This window comes from Lactobacillus sp. UMNPBX19, assembly GCF_002553805.1.
In the GTDB taxonomy this organism is placed as follows: Bacteria; Bacillota; Bacilli; order Lactobacillales; family Lactobacillaceae; genus Lactobacillus.
The window spans coordinates 15,804-36,681 of record NZ_PCYR01000008.1 but is presented as its reverse complement, the minus strand read 5'-3'; the positions used below and the strand labels follow the sequence as shown (position 1 = coordinate 36,681).

Below are 20,878 nucleotides of genomic sequence, written 5' to 3'. Positions count from 1 at the left end.
TAGGGATGAAAAAGCAGAAAGTAATCCTAACCACAAAAGAAAAAAGCGAACTTTTCGGTGAAGGCGTAATAACCGTTATTTTGCTTTTACTATTAAATCTTTCGATCATTATCTTGATTAACCTAGCTGTCTTAAATGATCCAAGATTAGAAAATGGAATTTTCTTTTTGAAGAAAACCATTACTTTTGCTAATGGGATGCATTTGTGGTCTTGGCAACGGCTTTTTATTAGTTTTATGTTAGTCGGCGATGTCATTGTAGTATATTGGCGCTTAATCAGAAGATATCGACAAATGCAATTGCGTCACGTTATTGAAGAATTACACTATATTGCAGATGGACATTTTGACCATCGAATTCCTTTTGTAGTAAAGACAGATTTGCAAAAAGTGATTGATTCAATTAATGCGTTAGTTGATAGTACTGTTGCTTCAATGGAAGAGGAGCGGCAGATAGAGCAATCAAAGGATGACTTGATTACTAATGTTTCTCATGATATTAGAACACCACTAACTTCAATTATTGGCTATCTTGGCTTATTAAAGAGTAGTGAGCTGAATGAAGATCAAACTAAGTACATCCAGATAGCCTATGATAAAGCTCTTCAAATGAAAGCTTTAGCTGAAGATCTATTTGAATATACTACTTTACGCTCTTCAACAAATAATAAATTGGTTTTGGCACCTCTGCATGTTAATTCAATGCTTGAACAAGTAGCTGCTGGCTTTGAATTAGAAGCTGAAAAGAAAAATATCGCTTTTAATGTTGTAACTAGGCCAAGAGACCTCGTAATTGATGCAGATGCAAAGATGATTGTTCGCATGTTAAATAATTTGATTTCAAATGCTTTAAAGTATGGACGTGGAGCTACTGAAATTAACTTAATTGCAAATAAGGTAAATAACGAATTTGTAGAACTTAGAGTTGAAAACAATGGGGAACAAATCCCTAAGAAATCTTTGCAAAAGATCTTCGATCGTTTTTATCGTGTAGAAAGTTCAAGAAATTTAAAAACTGGTGGAACTGGTCTCGGTTTAGCCATAACTAAAAGTATTGTTGATTTGCATGGTGGTAATATTAAATGTCAATCAACATCAGAATTAACTAGTTTTATTATTCAACTACCACTCAATAGCCCAAAGAAAAATGATGGTGTGCTATAATTTAGGCTGAATTGATTTAAAAATTGGGGAGAAAAAATGAGCGATTCTAGCATTTCTTTAAACACTTGCATCTTAATATTGAAGGAACACCACTTGCTTAAATCAAGTGCTATTCAAGATGCGGTTCCAACTAAAATGGATTATATTTCCTATGATTCACGTGATATAAAAACAAATACCTTGTTCTTCTGTAAAGGTAAAGGCTTTAGACCTACTTATTTATCAATGGCTAAAGATAGTGGAGCTACTTGTTATGTAGCAGAACAACCATATCCAGAAGGTAAAGGAATGCATGCTTTAGTTGTTAGAGATGTAACTAAAGCCATGGCTCTTTTATCTGCTGCCTTTTACAGATTTCCGCAAGATGATTTGTATGTGGTAGCCTTTACCGGTACCAAGGGTAAGACAACATCTGCATACTTCTTGAAGGGGATGCTTGACCAAATTAATGGTGGTCGAACAGCACTATTTTCATCAGTAGACGATATTGTGGGACCAAAGCCTGAGGATAAATTTAAGGCGAGTTTAACTACCCCTGAGAGTTTAGACTTGTTCAGAGATATGAGAACAGCTGTTGATAACGGTATGACTCACTTAGTAATGGAAGTTTCTAGTCAGGCTTATAAGAAAAATCGTGTCTTTGGTTTGACTTACGATCTCGGCTTTTTCTTAAATATTACTCCAGACCATATTGGGCCAAATGAGCACCCTAACTTTGCAGATTATTTGCACTGTAAGTTGCAATTAATGGTTAACTCACGTAAGTGTATTATCAATGCAATGTCTGATCACTTCGATGAGATTTATGCGGCTGCAACTACTACTACGAATCCAGATAGTATCTATTTATTTGCCAGAAATGATTTTGAAAATCCTAACTTAAAGCAACCAATTGATTTCCGTTTCCAATCAGTTGAAACTGATATGAAAGAAACTGAATTCAAATTATTCTGTGCATCTGATAAAGCTAAGAAATTACCAATTGCTGGTGACTACACTCTTCAAATGATTGGTGATTTCAACGAAATGAATGGTACTGCTGCTATTATTGGTGCTGGACTTGCCGGCGAAAATTATGAAGAATGTGCTAAAGGTATTCGTCACGTTACTATTCCAGGAAGAATGGAAGCTTTGCCATCAAAGAATCATGGTACTGTAATTGTTGATTATGCACATAATAAGGCTTCAATGATGGCTTTAATGAGCTTTATGCAGCGTGAATTTAACAATCCAAAAATCATCGTAGTTGTTGGAGCTCCTGGTGATAAAGGAGTATCACGTCGTCCAGGATTTAGTGAAAGTTTAACTGCTTATGCAGATAAAGCCTTTTTAACAACTGATGATCCTGGCTTTGAAGATCCAATGGATATTGCACAGGAAATTGATGCAGGCATTGACCATAAAAAAGTTGATGTCACAATTGAGTTAGATCGTGAAAAGGCAATTCATGATGCAATTGCAATGTCTGATAAGGATGACATCGTTTTGATTTGTGGTAAGGGAGCCGACCCATACCAAAAGATTCGCGGAGTAGATACACCATATCCAACTGACATCAAAGTTGCGGAAAGTGTAATTAATGAACTAGAAAAAGATGATGAGGAATAGGAATGAAGCACTTTTTCTCAATTATCGGTGGAATGGGGACAATTGCGACTGAAAGTTATGTCCGTTTAATTAATCACCGAGTTAAGATTACTAAGGATCAGGACTATTTAAATTATATTTTAGTAAATGATGCTCAAATTCCTGATCGAACTGCATACATTATGGATCATAGTCAACCTAATTTTTTCTATGATTTAAAGGATGATGTTTTAAGTCAATCAAAACTTAATCCTGACTTTTTCGTAATGCCATGCAATACTGCTCATTACTTTTATGATGACTTGGCAGCATTAACAGACGTACCATTTTTACATATGATGCGTATTGCTGTTCATAAGTTTGTGGATGATTTTCCAAAAGAAGAGAAAATTGGTTTAATTGCAACTGAAGGTTCTATTTACGATCATTTATATGTAGATGAATTAGAACGAGTTGGTAAAAAAGCTGAACTAGGTGGTCCTGAAATTCAACCAATGGTGAACGAGCTAATTTATCGTGATATTAAAGAAAAAGGTATTGTTGATCATGATTTATACCATAAAATTTTAAAAACAATGCACGATGAATATGGTTGTAATGTGATTTTACTTGGATGTACTGAGTTATCTCTCGCCCAGGAAAAAGCGCCAGATCACCCATATAAAGTTATTGATCCGCAGTCAATTATCGCAGATGTTTCAATTGAACTTGCTTTAAAGATTCGAAATGGGATGGATCCTAAAGAAGCTACTGCAAAATATATGTATAAATAAAGATAAAAGCCTCTCAGATTTGGACAACTGAGAGGCTTTTTTGATCCAATAAAGTATATTTAAGAAAAAATATTGATATAATTAAGGCTAACTTTAATAAATTTACTTAGAAAGAAAAAACTATGTTACAAGTAGAGAACTTAAATAAAAGCTTTGGAAGCAAACAAGTTTTGTTTGATATTAACTTCAAAGCAGATAATGGAAAGATATTAGGCTTAATTGGTAAAAACGGTTCAGGAAAAACAACTCTTTTTCATAGCATTTTAAAGTTTGTTAAATATCAGGGAAAAATCACTATTGATGGACATTCTTTTTCAAGTCGGGATTATAACTCTGTAGGCTATTTACCTGAAGAGCGTAGCTTAATGCCTAAATTAACTGTTTTAGAGCAAGTAAGTTTTTTGGCTAGTTTAAAGGGAATGAAAAAAGATGAAGTAAAACATGATTTGCAAGATTGGATGCAAAAGTTAGAAGTTAAAGGCCAAATTACCGATAAAATAAAAAGTTTATCTAAAGGTAATCAACAAAAAATTCAATTAATTGCGACTCTTATTCATCAGCCAAACTTAATTATTTTGGATGAGCCTTTTAGTGGGCTCGATCCGGTAAACGTCGAAATAATTAAAGAGGTAATCTTACAAGAAAAGAAACGCGGAGCTACTATTCTATTTTCTGATCATGATATGTCTAATGTTGAAGAATTGTGTGACGATGTAGTAATGATTAATAATGGACATACTGTGTTAAACGGTGCCGTAAATGATGTTCGCAATAATTTTGGTTTAACTCGATTGTTTATTAGAACTGACCTGAATCTTGCTAATGTTAAAAATTTACCTGGGGTTGAAAATGCTATTTTACAGAATAATGGTATCTACAAACTTTGGTTAACAAACGCTAGTTACGGAAAAGAAATTTTTAATACGCTCTCCCATGGAAAATACTTGCAAACTTTTGATCAAGAGCCACCAACTTTAGATGAAATTTTCAAAATGAAAGCCGGTGAAGAGAATGAATAAAACTTGGTTAGTTGCTAAAGAAACATATCGTAGAGAAGTAAAAAATTGGTCATTTTTATTGATGATTTTCGCACCATTTCTTGTATTATTGATTTCTTTTTTCTTTGGGATGAGTTCATCTTCAGCTTTCGACAGTGATACAAAAGTAGGAATAGTAAGTCAAAATCAGAGTATTGTTCAGCCATTAAAGAAAACAGAAGATTTTGATGGATATAAAAACAGGGCAAAAGCTGAAAAGGCCTATAAAGATGGTGATATTAGTGGTTATATTGTGGTTAAAGAGACTTCTACTCAATTAGTCGCAAATTATTATGGTACAGAAAGTCTTGATAATAATGTTAAGACTGAGTTGTTCAGAGTTTTAAACACTCAGCAGCAAGCACTTAATCTAAAAAAAGCTAAGCTCAGTGAGCAACAGATGCAGTCCCTTTCTCAAAAAGTTAAATTTACCGAGAAAACTAATGATAAAAAATTGAATGCAAGTGATGAAAAGAATTTAAAGACAGCTACTTTTTGGATTCTAATTTTTGTTTTGTACTTTTTGGTTCAGACTTATAGCACCATCATGGCACAGGATATTGCCAGTGAAAAGGGAACTAAAATTATGGAAATTATCTTTTCAAGCATGCCTGGTGGAAATTATTTTGATGGTAAAGTGTTGGGCATTTTCCTTGAAATTCTAACTCAGTTATTAATTTATGCTGTGATGTTTTCTGGCTTTTATTATATGGCTCCTCATATTGATGGAGTAAAAGATACATTTGCTCAAATAAAGCCTGCTATCGATCAAGCTTTAGGACAAATAATTTCTTGGGGACTATTATTCGTCGTGCTTGGCTTGATCCTATATATCGTTTATGCGGCTGTTTGTGGTGCAATTGTCACTAAAGCTGAAGATGCTAACAAGGCAGTACAACCCTTAGTTTATTTAACTCTACTCGGATTATTTAGTAGTATGAGCTTATCTAATAATCCTGATGGCATTTTTGCCATGATTATGTCTTACGTACCATTTTTATCATCTTTCTTAATGCCTCTTCGACTAATTAAAGGAAACGCGACTGGCTTAGAGGCAGCAATCTCTCTAATAATTCTATTCGTATTTTTGCTAGGATCGATTTGGTGGATTAAAAAAATTTATCCAAGCCTTATTTTGCAAACTGATGATAACGGTATGTGGAAGAATATGAAGCGTGCATTACAAGGCATTAAGGAATAAAAATTTAACTACTCAGCTTTCAAAAGTTGAGTAGTTTTTTTGTGATAAAATTGAAAGCGAATACAAAAAGATGTAGAGGCTTAATTATGAATACAAATAGTTTGGAAACATATGCAATTAATAAAAACAAAATAAAGATAAATTTTGTTAATTCTAGTATTGAATTAACAATCTTAACACCTGAAATAATCCGTGTATTTCAAAATCGCGGTGAGCATACTAATTCATATGCAATTGAAGGAAATAAGATAAAAGAAACTAAATTTAAAGTTGAGAAAAAGAATGACTATCTTGAAATAAAAACTTCAAAATTAATCATTAAAATTTATCACGACGAAAAAATAGATGTTTATGATGCAGAAGAAAATCCCTTAATTATTGACTATCGGGGCTCTCGAATTCCAATTGACCGACAAATAGATTCTAGCCAACAAAAGTTGGCCGAGTCGGAAGGGCATAATGTGGTTACTAGTAGAAGAAAAGACGGCCACTACTATGACTTAGTCAAAGAATTAGCAGACGATGAGCAATTTTATGGCTTAGGTGATAAGACCGGTTTTTTAAATAAACGACACTATGCCTATGAAAACTGGAATACAGATAATCCCGAGCCGCAGGTGGAAAGTTTTACTCGCTTATATAAGTCTGTTCCATTTCTAATTGGATTGAAGAACAATCATCCATATGGAATTTTTTTTGATAATACTTATCATAGTTATTTTGATTTAGGTAAAGAAAGTAATAAATACTACTACATTGCTGCTGATAATGGAAATATTGATTATTACATTATTGGCGGCAGAGACTTAAAAGAAATTGTTGAAAATTATACTTACTTAACAGGAAAAACACCGCTGCCACAAAAGTGGACATTAGGTTATCAACAATCTCGTTGGGGATATAGTATAAGCGCTGAAAAGGTAGAGGAAATTATTACTAAAATGCGAAAATATAATCTGCCATGCGATGCTATCCATTTAGATATTGATTATATGGATGGGTATCGAGTTTTTACGTGGAGGACAGATACCTATGATGATCCCAGAAAATTTATTGATAAACTTCACAAATTAGGTTTCCATGTGATTACAATTATTGACCCTGGTGTCAAAAAAGACGATAGTTATCAGATCTACCAAGAAGGACTAAAAAAGGGATATTTTGTAAAAGCACCAAATGGGCAAGTTTATGTTAATAAGGTTTGGCCCGGGGATGCTGCCTATCCGGATTTTGGGCGTGAAGCGGTCAGAAAATGGTGGTCAGAAAATTGTAAGTTTTTAGTTGATTTAGATGTTGATGGAATATGGGACGATATGAATGAGCCGGCCTCATTTAATGGAGAAATTCCGAAAGATATTATTTTTAATGATGAAGAAAAAGAATCAACACATGCTAAAATGCATAATGTTTATGGTCACAATATGGCTAAAGCAACCTATTATGGCTTAAAGAATTTAACTGGTAAACGCCCATTTGTGATTACCCGTGCTGCTTATGCTGGAACACAAAAATACTCTACAGTTTGGACTGGTGATAATCAAAGTTTATGGGTCCATTTACAAATAATGATTCCGCAACTATGTAATTTAGGAATGAGCGGTTTTGCTTTTGCTGGGACAGATATCGGAGGATTTGGTGCAGATACTACACCAGAACTATTAACAAGATGGATTGAAGCAGCACTTTTTAGTCCTCTTCTTCGAAATCATGCGGCTATGGGTACACGCTCGCAAGAGCCATGGATCTTTGGAGAACCAACGCTATCGATATATCGCAAGTACTTACATTTGCGCTATCATTTTATTCCATATCTTTATGATTTATTTGCTCAAGAAAATAAGTCGGGGTTACCGATTATGCGACCTTTGGTTTTAAACTATCCAACTGATCCAGCAGTTAAAAATATGAATGACGAATACATGGTTGGTACAAATATTGTGGTAGCGCCAATTGTTGAAGAAGGTAAAAAGTGGCGAGCTGTTTACTTACCAGAAGGGGAATGGATTGATTTTTGGAATAATGTTACTTGTAGCGGTAATAATACGATCTTAGTTAGTGCCCCGATTGATAGGTTACCCTTATTTATTAAGAAAAATACTATTTTGCCGTGGGGAGAAGTTAAGGAACATGTTTCCTCTAGACCAGATGAAAAAATGACATTTAGAGTGTTTGGTGAACGTGGTAAATATACTCATTATCAGGATAATGGAACCGATTTTGCTTATCAAAAGGGTGAGTACAATCTTTATGAGATAAATGTCGATGGTCATAAAATTACTATCAATTTGAAAAAGCATGGATATGAGCCAAATTATCAAAGAATTGAAATTAGGACTACTAATGAAAAAATGAATTTTATTTATAAAGATAAAAAATATATTCAGGTTAATTAATTTAATGAAAAAGGACTAGTGCGATGATGTGCTAGCTCATTTTTTATATGGAAAACTTTTCACTTTAATAGCTTTAGTTTTGACTAATATTGAATGAATGTGAATGATTTTGACGAAAAATGATTGAATTTATATCTGAAAGCGTTTATCATATTAAATGAGGTGATGATGAACGATGCTGACCGAGGAACGTCAACAAGCTATAGCAACCTATATTAATAAACACAGTATCTGTCGTGTTAATGAATTATGTAAGTTGACTAAGTCATCAGAGTCAACAATTCGCCGTGACCTCATTGAATTAGAAAAGCGTGGCGTGATTGTTCGGGTACACGGAGGAGCACGCTCACTGCAAGATTATTCACGTGATGTTGAACAACAAGTGAGATTTAATCTTAATGTTGACAATAAACGTGAGATTGCACGTTTTACTGTGATAAATCATGTTACTAATGGAGATCATATTTTTCTTGATGCTGGAACGACAACTTATGAAATGGTGCCGTTCTTGCGGGAAGTTAATGATTTACATGTAGTTACTAATGGTGTTGATGTTGCACTAGCATGTTTAGACAATGGAATTCATACTCGCTTGTTAGGGGGCGAGGCTAAGCTTGAAACGCATGCAGTCATAGGCAACACAGCCATGAAGCAGCTACAAGAAATGAACTTTACGGTTTCATTTATTGGAGCCAATGGTTTAACAGCAGATGGTCAATTTACTACGCCAGATCTAGCAGAAGCTGGTATAAAAAAAGCTGCTATTAAGCAGGCTAAAGAATCTTTTATTTTAATGGATAGTAGTAAGATTGGTGCAGCAAATTTTGCAAGTTTTGCACATATCAATGAGGCAATACTCATCACTAACAATTTAAGTACAGGTAAAGAAAATATCTTACCTGAACAAATCAGAGTTGAGGAGGCTCGGTCATGATTTATACTGTTACAGTTAATCCAGCACTAGACTATGTTATGCAATTGGAAAAGGTAGATGCTGGTAGTGTTAACCGTTCAAATGATTGTCAATTTTTAGCTGGTGGTAAAGGAATTAATGTTTCTCAAATTTTGAACCAACTTGATGTTGATAACACTGCTTGGGGATTTGTTGGTGGTTTTACTGGCAAAGAATTAGTTCGCCAATTAAACGTTAAAAAAATTGAAAGTGATTTTGTAACTATTTCTGACGATACCCGTGTTAATGTGAAAATTCATGCTCAAAAAGAAACTGAAATTAATGCGGCTGGTCCAAAGATTGATGCACAAGAAATTACTGCATTTAAGGCGCGTTTGGATGATCTTAATGAAGGCGATATTGTTGTATTAAGTGGTAGTTTAGCACCAAGTTTACCAACTGACTTCTATGAACAATTATTACCAACTATCAGAGAAGCTGGTGCTGAATTTGCAATTGATACTACTGGGGAAGCTTTACTTGCAACTTTGAAGTACCACCCATTAGTTATTAAGCCTAACCACCATGAATTAGCAGCTTTATTTGATACAAGCTTTGCTAATGATCAAGAAATGCTTGAAGCAGCTAAGAAACTTTTAGACATGGGTGCACAAAACGTCATGATTTCTATGGCTGGCGACGGTGCATACTTAGTAACTAAGGATCATGTTTACCATGCAAGTGCTGCTGTTGGTACTGCTGTTAACTCAGTTGGCGCTGGAGATTCAATGATTGCCGGCTTTGTAGGCACTTACTACAAGACTCATAATGTTGTTGAAGCATTGAAAGTCGGATCTGCTTGTGGTGGTGCTACTGCATTTACTGAAGATATTGCAGTTAAGAGTCAAATTGATGCTGTTTTACCACAAATTACAGTTGAAGAAGTAAAGTAGTTAAAACTAAATAATACAGTTAGGATAGGGAGTTATTTTCATGAAAATTGAAGATCTTTTAAGTCCTGATTTAATGATTATGGATCTGAAGGCTACTACTCAAGAAGAAGCTATTAAAGAAATGGCTAATCTTGAAGTAAAGCAAGGTGTTGTAAATAACGAAGAAGAATTCATTAAATCAATCTGGGCTCGTGAAAAAGAATCAACAACTGGTATTGGTGAAGGAATCGCCATGCCACACGCAAGAAACAAGTACATTAATCGTGCCGCTGTTTTATTTGCAAAAAGTCCTAAAGGAATTGATTATAAAGCTCTTGATGGACAACCAGTTCATTTATTCTTTATGATTACTGCACCAGCCGGTGCTGATAACACACACTTACAAGCTTTAGCTAAGTTATCAAGTTTATTAATTAATCCAGATGTTGTTAATGCTTTAAAGGCAGCAACTACACCAGAAGAAGTTATTGATATCTTTAAAAAAGCAGAAGCTGAAAAGGATGCTCAGGACAAGGCCGATGCCGAAAAAAGAAAGGCCGAAGCTGCAAAAGAAGCATCTAAGCCTGCTAGCGAGCAAAAGCCTTTAATTGTTGGTGTTACTGCATGTATCAATGGTATTGCACACACTTACATGGCTCAAGAAGCTTTAATTAAGGCTGGTAAAAAATTAGGCGTTGATGTTCGTATTGAAACTAACGGTTCTGAAGGTGTAAAGGATAAGCTTACTCCAGAAGAAATTAAGCGAGCAAAAGGTGTCATCATTGCCTCTGATAAAAAAGTTGATATGCCACGTTTCAATGGTAAAGAACTTATTATGAAGCCTGTTGTAGATGGTATTAACCATCCAAAAGAGTTAATCGAGGATATCTTAGAAAATAAGGCTCCAATTTACCATGCTGATAGTAGCGCAAGTTCTAGCGACGATGATGCAAAAGAAAAACAAGGTTTGTGGGCATCTATATACAAGAACTTGATGAGTGGTATTAGCCACATGCTTCCATTCGTTATCGGTGGTGGTATCTTAATGGCCATCTCCTTCATAGTGGAAAACTATATGGCTGGTGGTGCTAAGAACCCTGCATTTATTTTCTTAAATAGTGCTGGTAACTTAGCCTTTGCATTTATGGTTCCTGTATTAGCCGCTTATATTGCTGAATCAATCGGGGACTTACCTGCCTTGATGCCAGGGTTTGTTGGTGGATACATGGCAGCCATTGTTAATGGTACTAACGGCTTACAAGTTAACGCGCAAGCACATGCTGTCTCTCCAGCTGGATTCTTAGGTGGTATCGCTGCAGGTTTCATTGCTGGATATATGATGATTGGATTGAAGAAGTTATTTGCTAAACTTCCAAAGTCAGTAGAAGGTATGAAGCCAATGTTGCTTTACCCAATTTTGGGCTTGCTTTTCATTGCTTTGATTATGTTCTACATCATCAACCCAATCTTTAGTTCAGTTAACTTTGCTATTACCCACTTCTTGAACAGTATGGGTACTGGTAACCTTGTAATTTTAACAATGATCTTAGCTGGTATGATGGCTATCGATATGGGTGGTCCTTTCAACAAGGCTGCTTATGTCTTTGCTTCAGGTGCATTTGCTAACGATCCACATTCTGCAACTGCTGCAGTTATGATGGCTGCTGTTATGGTTGGTGGTATGGTTCCTCCATTTGCTACTGCAATTGGTACTACTTTCTTTAAGAACCGTTACACTAAGGAAGAGCGTCGTGCTGGTGTATCAAACTGGATTTTAGGTTTCTCATTCATTACTGAAGGTGCTATTCCATTTGCTGCAGCTGACCCAGGTCGTGTAATTCCTTCCTGCGTAATTGGTTCAGCAGTTGGTGGTTTACTTGTTGGATTATGGCACATCCAAGTACCAGCTCCTCACGGAGGACTATGGGTATCACCATTATCTAACCATATTTTACTTTACTTCGTAGCTACAATTGTTGGTTCTATTGTAGCCGGTCTAATTATGAGTTTCTGGAAGAAACCTGTTTCTGAAGACCCAGATGAATAAAAATAACTAATTAAAAAGTAAGATTCTAAAAAATTAGAATCTTACTTTTTTTGTTTAATAAATAACATATATATACTATAGTAATGTATAGTATTTAAAACGTGAGTTTTTTTGAAATCGCATTCTTATTTATATATAAAGAAAAATTATATATAAATAAATTACAAGTTCACACAAATATCATAAATTGTACACAATTAAATCATAGATTATCCGTATACTTACTTAATGTAAAAAACAAATATAACAAGGTAAAATAAATGATTATTATATTAATAATCATTAGCAAGAAAGCTATAACTTAATGCTCACCTAATACTAGAAGTATGAGGATAAAATTATGGTTTCCAAGAACAATTATAGTGAAAAATGCGAAAAATTAGACCGCAAAAGCAACGCTTCTCTATTCGTAAGTTTACTGTAGGGACTGCTTCTGTACTAATTGGTTTAACCTTTATAGGTGTTAATAATCAAGAAGTTCAAGCTGACACTACAGTTGCTCCAGAGGAAAGCGTAAAAGTAGAAAGTAGTACAACTAGCGACATAACAGAGACGATAGATAATGTAGTAAATACTGAAGACCAAAGCGTATCTACTGCAAATCAAGCAGAAGCTATGTCAGTAGAAGAAAATAATGAAGTAGAAAATGATGTAACTGCTTCTGTTGAGATTGGTAATGAAGAAGTAAAAAATAATCGGTCTATTTCTGCTGTAGAAACAAATAATGTAGAAGAACAAGCAACTAACGAAGTAGTAGCTTATAACTCTGTGTCAACTAACAAAGATACAGCAGTAAATAATCAAAATACTAATACAACTGAAACTAATTTAGTTGAAAATACTACTCCAGTAGAAGAAGTTCAAGTAGTTGAAAATGTAGAAGAAAACACTGCTCCTGTAGATGTACAAACAGTTGAAACTACAGAAAGTAATACTGCTTTTGTAGAAGAAACACAACCAGTTGAGAATGTAGAAAACAATGTTCAAGAAGCACAATCAACTGAGAATGTAGAAACTAATACTGTACCAGTAGAAGCAGATCAACCGATTGAAAATACAGAAGATAGTACTGATTCTGTGGAAGAAGTAGCTCCTATTGAAGCTGAAAATAAAGTTGAAAATGAAGCTTCTCCGATTGAAGAATCAGTAATTAAGGAAAATACAACTATTCAATCGGATGTAAAAGAAGTTCAAAGCAAGGCTTCTGTGACTATTCAGGGAACAGATGCAGAAAAGTATCCGAAAGAAGCTGGAAAACTAATTGGTAAAGATAAATACATTTATCAAATTTTAAACTTAAATTATACAAGTTTTAGACCTAGTCAAAACAAAAAATTAGTTCTCTCTGTAAATAGAAATAGCCTGTCGGATGAAAATCTCTATGCATATGTAACTGACAATGGTTTTACTAAAATTTTATCTACCCACACTATTCAAGCAGGTCACTTTAAGAACATTGAAGTAGACAATGGAATGTACAATGTGGAATTTTTAATAGTTAATAGTGGTAAATCTGATGTTACTGTTAACGAAAACAAAACTCCTGTTGGAAATGCAAGTACAGTTGTGGGAAGTACACGAATTGAATATTGTTTAGGAAATAGTACTAATATAGATGCCAGTTCAATTGGTGAAATTATTCCTATTTATACAGAACAGTCTGTGATTAAGTACTACTACCGGAATAAAGATGGAAAATTGGTTGAAATCCTAAATACCCTAATGTTAACGTATCAGGCTGGACTGGCCAAGAATTTGTTGTTGATAACGTTGATCAATATAAACAGCTAATTGATGGCTTTTACTTAGATGATTCAAATATTCCTACTGGCTCATTTACTGGAACTCTTTCTCAATTCGGAGATGGTAGTTACTATAAGAAAGTTTACTATAGTGCTGGATATAAAGATGAAGGCACTATTGATCAATTAAACGTAGATTTTACGGTAGTTTACCGTCAAATTGATGCTACCGGTAAGATGGAAGTTCTGATGTATGATGGCAGCAATATGACTAAGGTTATTGAGAGTCATACTGTAGAAGCTGGTAAATCAGTTAAGTTTTTTTATAACAACTACACAGCTAGAAACCCATTTGTAACTGACTCTGCTCATGAAGTACAGTTTGTGTATAAAGAATTAGGTTCCTTAATTTTAGTTGATGAAAACGGGAAAGAACTTCGTGCACCTATAAAATTTAACAATGATCCAACTAAGGCTGGACTAACCTCTGCACCGATTATTGAGGGATATATTGCTTATATTGAATACGTAGTTCCAGAAGATACAGGTAAAGATATCACAGTTATCTACACTGCAAATGCAGCTAAGGCTGAATTTATCTATGTTGATGAGACTACAGGCAAGCAATTGGAAACTGCAGTAGTTGACGGTAAGTATAACGAAACAATTAACTACAGCACAGCCGATAAGATTAAATACTATGAAAGCTTAGGCTATGAATTAGTCAAAGATGGTTATGTTGGCGGAGAATTAGGTGAAGACACAAAGACTTTCTATGTAACGTTCAAACATGGAGCAGTTATAGTTACTCCTGATGATAAATTTACCGAAGAGGATCCGATTAATCCAGACAACCCAGATGGACCAAAATACCCAGCTGATTCTGCTAACTTGAACAAGGATGTAACTAATACTATCCACTATGTCTATGCAGATGGAACAACAGCTAAGCCAAGTCACACACAAACTTTAACTTTCATTGGTTCAGGTATGATTGACAAGGTAACTGGTCAATATGTAGAAGTCGATGAAAATGGTAATGTTAAGCTTGATGAGAAGGGTAACCCAATTCCAGGCAAATTAAATGGACAGCACTTGATGGAACTACGTTTATACAAGTCATTTCTCCAGATATTGCCGGCTACACTCCAGATAGGAAAGAAATTGGTAGCCTTGAAAATGTAGATAGTAATATTGACGATATCATTGAAACTGTAGTTTACAATAAGGATATCGTAGATCCAAAAGAACCGAAGGACCCAGTAGATCCAGAAGGACCAAAGGTTCCGGCTCAAGTTGAAACTCCAATAGAATCAACGAATGATGCTCCTATTCTTCCAGAACAACTTTCTACTGATACTACTATTAATAAAGTAGAAACTGTAGAAAACAAAGAATCTGGTAAAGTAGAAGCAGCTACAACTGAGGATGTCGCATTACATCAAACAGGTCATAAACATTCTAATGCAGGACTTATTGGACTAGGTTTAGCAACCATTGCGTCAATTTTAGGCTTAGCAGGTACTAGAAAACGCAAGAAGGATTAAGCTAGTTGAATAAAATAGTTTTATGAAAAACGCTACCCCCGGGTGGCGTTTTTTAGTATAGTGGAGGGTAGATAATAAAAGTGGAAAGTGAGACTGAAAATGATTAAGCTTATTGCAACTGATATGGATGGTACTTGGCTAAGAGAAGATAAGACTTATGATAAGGAACTCTTTGAAAAAGAATTTCAAATTATGCAGGATCGTGATATAAAATTTGTTATTGCAAGTGGCAATCAGTATGAAAATATCCTCGATCGTTTTCCAAAAGCTAATAAGCATATGTATTTTGTGGCTGAAAATGGTGCTTTAGTAGCTCATGGAAATGAAATTCTTCAAATATCTGATTTAGCTGATGAAGATTATCAAACCATGCTTGAAATTGTGGAAAAATTACCATATAACGCTATTGTCGCTGGTGTAACTAGTGCATATGTTGAAAAAAGCAGTGGAAAAGAATTTGCAGAAGATCTAAAAAAGTACGTTAAGAAAATTCAAGTTGTTGATAGTTTTAACGATATAGATGATCGTATTTTTAAAGTAAGTCTTCGCGTTCCAGAAGATGAGATGCCTAAGATCTTGGAACAACTTAGAGAAGACTATCCACAGATTGGTTTTGTCTCAGGCGCAAGTACTGCTATTGATATGCAGACTAAAGGAATGAATAAAGCCGTAGGTTTAGAATATTTGGGTAAAAAACTTAAGATTAAATCTAGTGAAATGGTGACATTTGGTGATAGTGGTAATGATGTTGGTATGCTTAAGTTTGCAGGTACCAGCTTTGCTACTGCTACTGCTCTTCCAGATGCAAAGAAAGCTGCTAATCAAATCATTGGATCTAGTGAAGAATCAAGTGTGCAAAAGAAAATTCTTGAGTTACTCTCATAATTAAATGTAAGTTGAGATAGGTGAACAAGTTGAACGATCAAATTATTCGAGTTACTAGAGCTTTAAATCATCCCATTCGAATTCAAATTCTTTATTACTTAAATGACAATCAAAAAAGTAGTGTAAATAACTTGGTAAAACAGTTTGATGTTAGTCAGCCAGCTATTTCTAGACACTTGAGAATCTTAGAAGAGGCTAAGCTAGTTAAGAGTGAGCAAGTTAAGCAAGAGCGCTACTATAGTTTAGAAGATAAGCATGTTATTAAGATTCTAGATGTCTTGAGACGGCACGTTAATGAAGATTTTTAGTTCAAGGACTTGAATAATCACAGCAATTTTGACTGTCTTTTTTCTGAACATCTTTGACAAACATATAAAAATATGTTTATATAAGGATGTAATTTTAGAGAAAAAGCATTAAATTAAAAATTCAGCAAATTTTTTATTATTTATACTTATTGATAGCATCAAGTCTGAGACGTCTTGGTGCTATTTGTCTATCTAGAAAAATGTTGACATAATAAAAAAATTAGCTTAGTCTAACTTTAAGTTAGAACTTATGCTGAATTTTCTAACTTAATGCTTTTTTGTTTTGCACAGGAGGATATTTATGCAAAATTTTAAATCTAAAATTACAAAATTTATTTCTATTATGGGTTTAGTGACGCTTTTATCATTGATAACGGTAGGATGTTCGAATAAGCAAAACTCTACTAGTCAATCAGATAAAATTTCGATAGTTACAACAACTAATGTCTATTCAGATATTGCTAAAAATATTGTTGGAAAATATGGAACAGCGACTGCAATTATTGATAAAAGTAGCGTTGATCCACACGATTTTGATCCGACAACAGCAGATGCTAAAAAGGTAGCTCAGGCAAATATTATTGTTGCAAATGGGCTAGGTTATGATTCATGGATGAATAAGTTGGCGAAATCTGTTGATAAAAAGCCTGTCTTAGTCGGTGAAGACTTGATGGGATTAAAGAGCGGAGATAATCCACATATTTGGTACAATTTAGCTATGCCAACTAAGTACGTTGATTATTTGGTTAAGCGTTTATCTAAGTTAGATAAGAAGCATGTCGCTTATTTTAAGGAAAATGGCGAAAAATACTTAGCCAAGATCGACAAAATCAAACAGCTAGCTAAGGCTAATAAGGGTGATCAAAAACCAGTTTTTGTCAGTGAACCAGTCTTTGACTACGCTTTACAAGAAGCTGGTTATAAAATAGGCGACAAGAAATTTGAAGAAGCCATTGAAAATGGTACAGATCCTAGTCCTAAGACAATTAACGAAATGAATAATGCTATTAAACAAAAGAAGATTGCCTTTTTTGTTAATAATACTCAGGCAAGTAGCTCAACAGTTAAGTCTTTTGTTAAACTTGCAAAAAAGAACAATATTCCAGTTTTAAATGTTCGGGAAACTATTCCTAATAACACTACTTACTTAGCTTGGATGAAAGAAAATTATCAAAAACTAGCTGATATTCAAAATAATTAAATAGGATTGGTTTATTAGAAGAAGAGGAGTAGTGAGATGACTGATATATTAACAGTTAAAGACCTGGGGATGAAATTTGAGGATAAGGTAGTTTTTAAAGACCTAAATTTTACTCTATCTAAGGGGTCAATGACAGCTCTACTTGGTGCAAATGGTACAGGGAAAACAACCTTGATTAGAATTTTGATGGGAATGCTGCAACCGACTACAGGATCGTTTAAGTTTGCGCCAGATACAAAAGTTGGTTATGTACCTCAATTTAGAAATCTAGATGCTGATTATCCCCTTTCAATTCGGGCCTTTGTAGAACTTAATACTCCTTTATTTAAGAACGCGCGGGTAAAGGCAAGAGTAAATCAAATTTTAAAAGAGACCCATTTACTAGATATTCAAAATACTAGGATGGGCGAAGCTTCCGGAGGTCAAAAGCAGCGTGCATATTTAGCTCAAGCTTTGTTAGATAAGCCAGACTTTATTATTTTGGACGAGGCAACAGCTAGCTTAGATCCAGTTGCTAAAGAAGAGTTAATGTCATTAATTAAGTACTTAAATGAAAAACACGCAATGACTGTTTTGTTTACAACTCATGACATTCCTCTAGCTAAGAAATACATGAAAGATTATCTTTTATTTAAAGATAAAGGCTTAGTTGCTGGTAAAATTAAGGATCTAAATGAGGAGGTGGGTGAAGAATAATGTTTGCATATGATTTTATGCGGTATGCATTTTTAGCCAGTACTTTTATTGCGATTACCTGTGGAATAGTGGGGGTATATGTTGTAGCTAGAAGTTTTTCATTCTTAGCTCACACTCTATCAGAAATTGGTTTTGCTGGAGCTGCTTTTGCAGTTTGGATTGGTTGGGTTCCACTATGGGGCATGGTTCTTTTTACTTTGCTTGGTTCAATCAGTGTTGGTGAATTGTCCATGAGAAGTGATCAGAAAGAATCCGCAATTAGTGCGATTTCAGCCTTGTTTATTGGCTTGGGTGTACTATTTTTAGCTATTGCTGGCGGTAATAGTCGATATGCAACTAACATCTTGTTTGGTTCAATTATTGGAGTTGATAGAGATGGAGTTATTCAACTAGTTGTTCTTTCTCTCTTTGTTTTAGCAATAATTTTCCTAATTTTAAGACAATTAAACTATGATTCATTTGACCATGTAGGGGCAGTTAGCCATCATATTAATACAAGCTTAGTTTCAGTAGTATTTTTAATTTCTTTGGCTTTAGCTGTTTCAATTGGTGCACAAGTTGTCGGATCATTATTAGTCTTTATTTTATTAACTTTGCCATCTTCAAGTGCTCGCTACTTAGGTAAGACAATTCCTGCTATGTTATGTTGGTCAGTTGGGATTGCCTTGTTTGGAGTTTGGGCAGGTTTAGTTTTAGGATACGTAACTAATTTACCAGTCACTTTCTTTATTTCGATTATTGAAGTTGGAATTTATTTATTTGTTTATGGCGTTCATGCTTTTAAGAAATAAAACTGTTATTTAGAACCTACAAGGGCCTTCTTGCTCTTGTAGGTTTTTTGTTTTTAAATTTCCTTAATATGTGGAAAAAGGATAAAATTAAATAGTATTACTTTTTTAGATGAGGAAAATTATGTGGATAAATTTTTTATGGGCATTAGTGCCAATCATCTGGTTGATAATTTCTCTTGGAATTATTGGTATGCCGGCTTCAAGGGCATGTACGATTGGTTTAATTATTACAATTGCTGATGCTGTTTTAATGTTTAAACAACCCATAATTAATACTCTTTCTGGAGCCTTAGAAGGTATTATAATGGGAATTTGGCCAATCATGTATGTAATTCTGGCTGCGCTTTTTGTATATCAGATTACAACTGATTCAGGTAGTATGGGGACGATAGAAAAATTATTATCATCAATCACAACCGATAAAAGAATTTTAGTATTAATAATTGCTTGGGGTTTTGGTGGCTTTCTAGAATCTATTGCTGGTTTTGGGACTGCTGTAGCAATCTGTGCAGGAATCTTAATTTCCTTAGGTTTAGAACCGATCCAAGCTTCAGTAATTTGTTTGGTTGCCAATAGTACGGCAACTGCATTTGGTGCAATTGGCTTGCCAGTTTTGACATTAGCTGAAGTAACTAATCTTAATGATGTGCAATTAGGATTTATTGTAACCTTGCAATTGGTCATTTTAGTTATTTTAGTACCTTTTATTTTAGTTATTCTTACTGGCAAAAGTATTAAGGCCCTGAAAGGTATTGTTTTTATTACTTTAATGTCAGGGGTTGGAATGGCCATTCCTCAAGTTATTATTGCTAAGTTTACTGGGGCCGAGCTTCCAGCCTTAGTCGGATCATTGTTTTCAATTTTAGTTACTGTCTGGCTGACTAAAAGAAAAACTGGTTCAGTAGAGGAAGTAGAAAATGAAGGTGTCAGCGAAATTATCAAGGCTTGTTCGCCATTTATTTTGGTTTTTATTTTCGTTCTACTGGCTTCCTCTCTTTGTCCACCTGTGAATAACTTTTTAACTAGTGTAACTACCCATTTACATGTTTACTTAGGAAAGAATCCTAATGATTTACCAATTAATTGGCTTTCCTCTCCAGGAACATTAATTTTATTAGCGGGAATAATTGGAGGAAAGATTCAAGGCTTAAGCTTAAGCCAAATGTTCAAAATCTTGCTCAATGTTTTGAAAACAATTGGTATGACAACAATTACAGTTTGTGCAATTGTGGGTTTAGCTAAAGTTATGGTATATGCAGGAATGACTAAAGCATTAGCGGTAGCCTTAGTAAGTTTACTTGGACCAGCTTATCCTTTATTTGCACCATTAATTGGGGCTCTAGGAACATTCTTAACTGGGTCTGCAACGTCAGCCAATGTTCTATTTGGTAATTTACAGTATTCTGCTGCTCAATCATTAGGAGTAAGCAAATATTGGATTGTTGCTTCAAATATGACTGGCGCAACTGCAGGGATGTTATCACCACAGAATATTGCAGTAGCTACTGGTGCAATTAATAAAGAAGGTTTAGAAGGAAAAATTCTAAAAGAAACGACAAAGTGGGGCAGTATTTACTTGTTAATTACCTGTGTATTTCTATACTTAGTTGGTTTGATTACTAAATTAGTATAAAGTAAAAAGTTCTTGATCTTAGAAATTAGATCAAGAACTTTTTGTTTACA

16 protein-coding genes and 1 pseudogene are annotated in these 20,878 nt (G+C 34.5%); all 17 read left to right on the top strand.

Annotated features, from left to right (window positions below; genetic code table 11):
• The first annotated feature begins 5 nt into the window (after window positions 1–5).
• The 17 genes and pseudogenes from CP370_RS03735 (at window position 6) to CP370_RS03660 (ending at window position 20,828) form a co-directional block, all read left to right on the top strand.
• The gene (locus tag CP370_RS03735) at window positions 6–1,163 is read left to right on the top strand and encodes a cell wall metabolism sensor histidine kinase WalK (RefSeq protein WP_012846704.1); all 1,158 of its coding nucleotides are present in this window, start codon (window positions 6–8) and stop codon (window positions 1,161–1,163) included.
• A 36-nt stretch (window positions 1,164–1,199) separates the two neighbouring features.
• A complete protein-coding gene (locus CP370_RS03730) occupies window positions 1,200–2,771 on the top strand; it encodes a UDP-N-acetylmuramoyl-L-alanyl-D-glutamate--2,6-diaminopimelate ligase (RefSeq protein ID WP_012846703.1) in 1,572 nt (523 codons plus the stop codon).
• A 2-nt stretch (window positions 2,772–2,773) separates the two neighbouring features.
• Entirely contained in the window at window positions 2,774–3,523 is a 750-nt protein-coding gene (locus CP370_RS03725) for an aspartate/glutamate racemase family protein (RefSeq protein ID WP_087712609.1), read from the top strand.
• A gap of 122 nt (window positions 3,524–3,645) precedes the next feature.
• Window positions 3,646–4,542 carry an ABC transporter ATP-binding protein gene (locus CP370_RS03720; RefSeq protein WP_087712610.1) on the top strand — a complete coding sequence of 299 codons (897 nt, stop codon included), beginning with the start codon at window positions 3,646–3,648 and terminating at the stop codon, window positions 4,540–4,542.
• The gene (locus CP370_RS03715; protein WP_087712611.1) at window positions 4,535–5,761 is read left to right on the top strand and encodes an ABC transporter permease; all 1,227 of its coding nucleotides are present in this window, start codon (window positions 4,535–4,537) and stop codon (window positions 5,759–5,761) included. Before CP370_RS03720 ends, CP370_RS03715 begins: the two co-directional genes overlap by 8 nt.
• 86 nt (window positions 5,762–5,847) lie before the next feature.
• Window positions 5,848–8,154, top strand: coding sequence for a glycoside hydrolase family 31 protein (locus tag CP370_RS03710; protein ID WP_087712612.1), 2,307 nt, complete (start codon window positions 5,848–5,850; stop codon window positions 8,152–8,154).
• A gap of 175 nt (window positions 8,155–8,329) precedes the next feature.
• A complete protein-coding gene (locus CP370_RS03705) occupies window positions 8,330–9,088 on the top strand; it encodes a DeoR/GlpR family DNA-binding transcription regulator (protein ID WP_087712613.1) in 759 nt (252 codons plus the stop codon).
• Complete coding sequence (gene pfkB / locus CP370_RS03700) at window positions 9,085–9,999, top strand: 1-phosphofructokinase (protein WP_087712614.1); 915 nt, start codon at window positions 9,085–9,087, stop codon at window positions 9,997–9,999. The genes CP370_RS03705 and pfkB overlap by 4 nt, the downstream gene beginning before the upstream one ends.
• A 40-nt stretch (window positions 10,000–10,039) precedes the next feature.
• Window positions 10,040–12,025: a fructose-specific PTS transporter subunit EIIC gene (locus CP370_RS03695; RefSeq protein ID WP_087712615.1), complete on the top strand. Its 1,986-nt coding sequence runs from the start codon at window positions 10,040–10,042 to the stop codon at window positions 12,023–12,025.
• 340 nt (window positions 12,026–12,365) lie between these two features.
• Window positions 12,366–14,793: pseudogene (locus tag CP370_RS10275) on the top strand (YSIRK-type signal peptide-containing protein); the annotation flags it as partial.
• A 53-nt stretch (window positions 14,794–14,846) separates the two neighbouring features.
• A complete protein-coding gene (locus tag CP370_RS10270) occupies window positions 14,847–15,314 on the top strand; it encodes an LPXTG cell wall anchor domain-containing protein (protein ID WP_335621996.1) in 468 nt (155 codons plus the stop codon).
• A gap of 99 nt (window positions 15,315–15,413) precedes the next feature.
• Window positions 15,414–16,199, top strand: a complete 786-nt coding sequence (locus CP370_RS03685; RefSeq protein ID WP_087712616.1) for a Cof-type HAD-IIB family hydrolase — start codon at window positions 15,414–15,416, stop codon at window positions 16,197–16,199.
• A gap of 29 nt (window positions 16,200–16,228) precedes the next feature.
• Window positions 16,229–16,507, top strand: a complete 279-nt coding sequence (locus tag CP370_RS03680) for a helix-turn-helix transcriptional regulator (RefSeq protein WP_011162513.1) — start codon at window positions 16,229–16,231, stop codon at window positions 16,505–16,507.
• 301 nt (window positions 16,508–16,808) lie between these two features.
• On the top strand, window positions 16,809–17,708 hold the full coding sequence (locus CP370_RS03675; RefSeq protein WP_087712617.1) for a metal ABC transporter solute-binding protein, Zn/Mn family: 900 nt from the start codon (window positions 16,809–16,811) through the stop codon (window positions 17,706–17,708).
• Window positions 17,709–17,744: 36 nt separating this feature from the next.
• The gene (locus tag CP370_RS03670) at window positions 17,745–18,404 is read left to right on the top strand and encodes a metal ABC transporter ATP-binding protein (RefSeq protein WP_087712618.1); all 660 of its coding nucleotides are present in this window, start codon (window positions 17,745–17,747) and stop codon (window positions 18,402–18,404) included.
• Complete coding sequence (locus CP370_RS03665; RefSeq protein ID WP_012846690.1) at window positions 18,404–19,195, top strand: metal ABC transporter permease; 792 nt, start codon at window positions 18,404–18,406, stop codon at window positions 19,193–19,195. The genes CP370_RS03670 and CP370_RS03665 overlap by 1 nt, the downstream gene beginning before the upstream one ends.
• 121 nt (window positions 19,196–19,316) lie before the next feature.
• Window positions 19,317–20,828, top strand: a complete 1,512-nt coding sequence (locus CP370_RS03660) for an L-lactate permease (RefSeq protein WP_180707151.1) — start codon at window positions 19,317–19,319, stop codon at window positions 20,826–20,828.
• Window positions 20,829–20,878 lie beyond the last annotated feature (50 nt).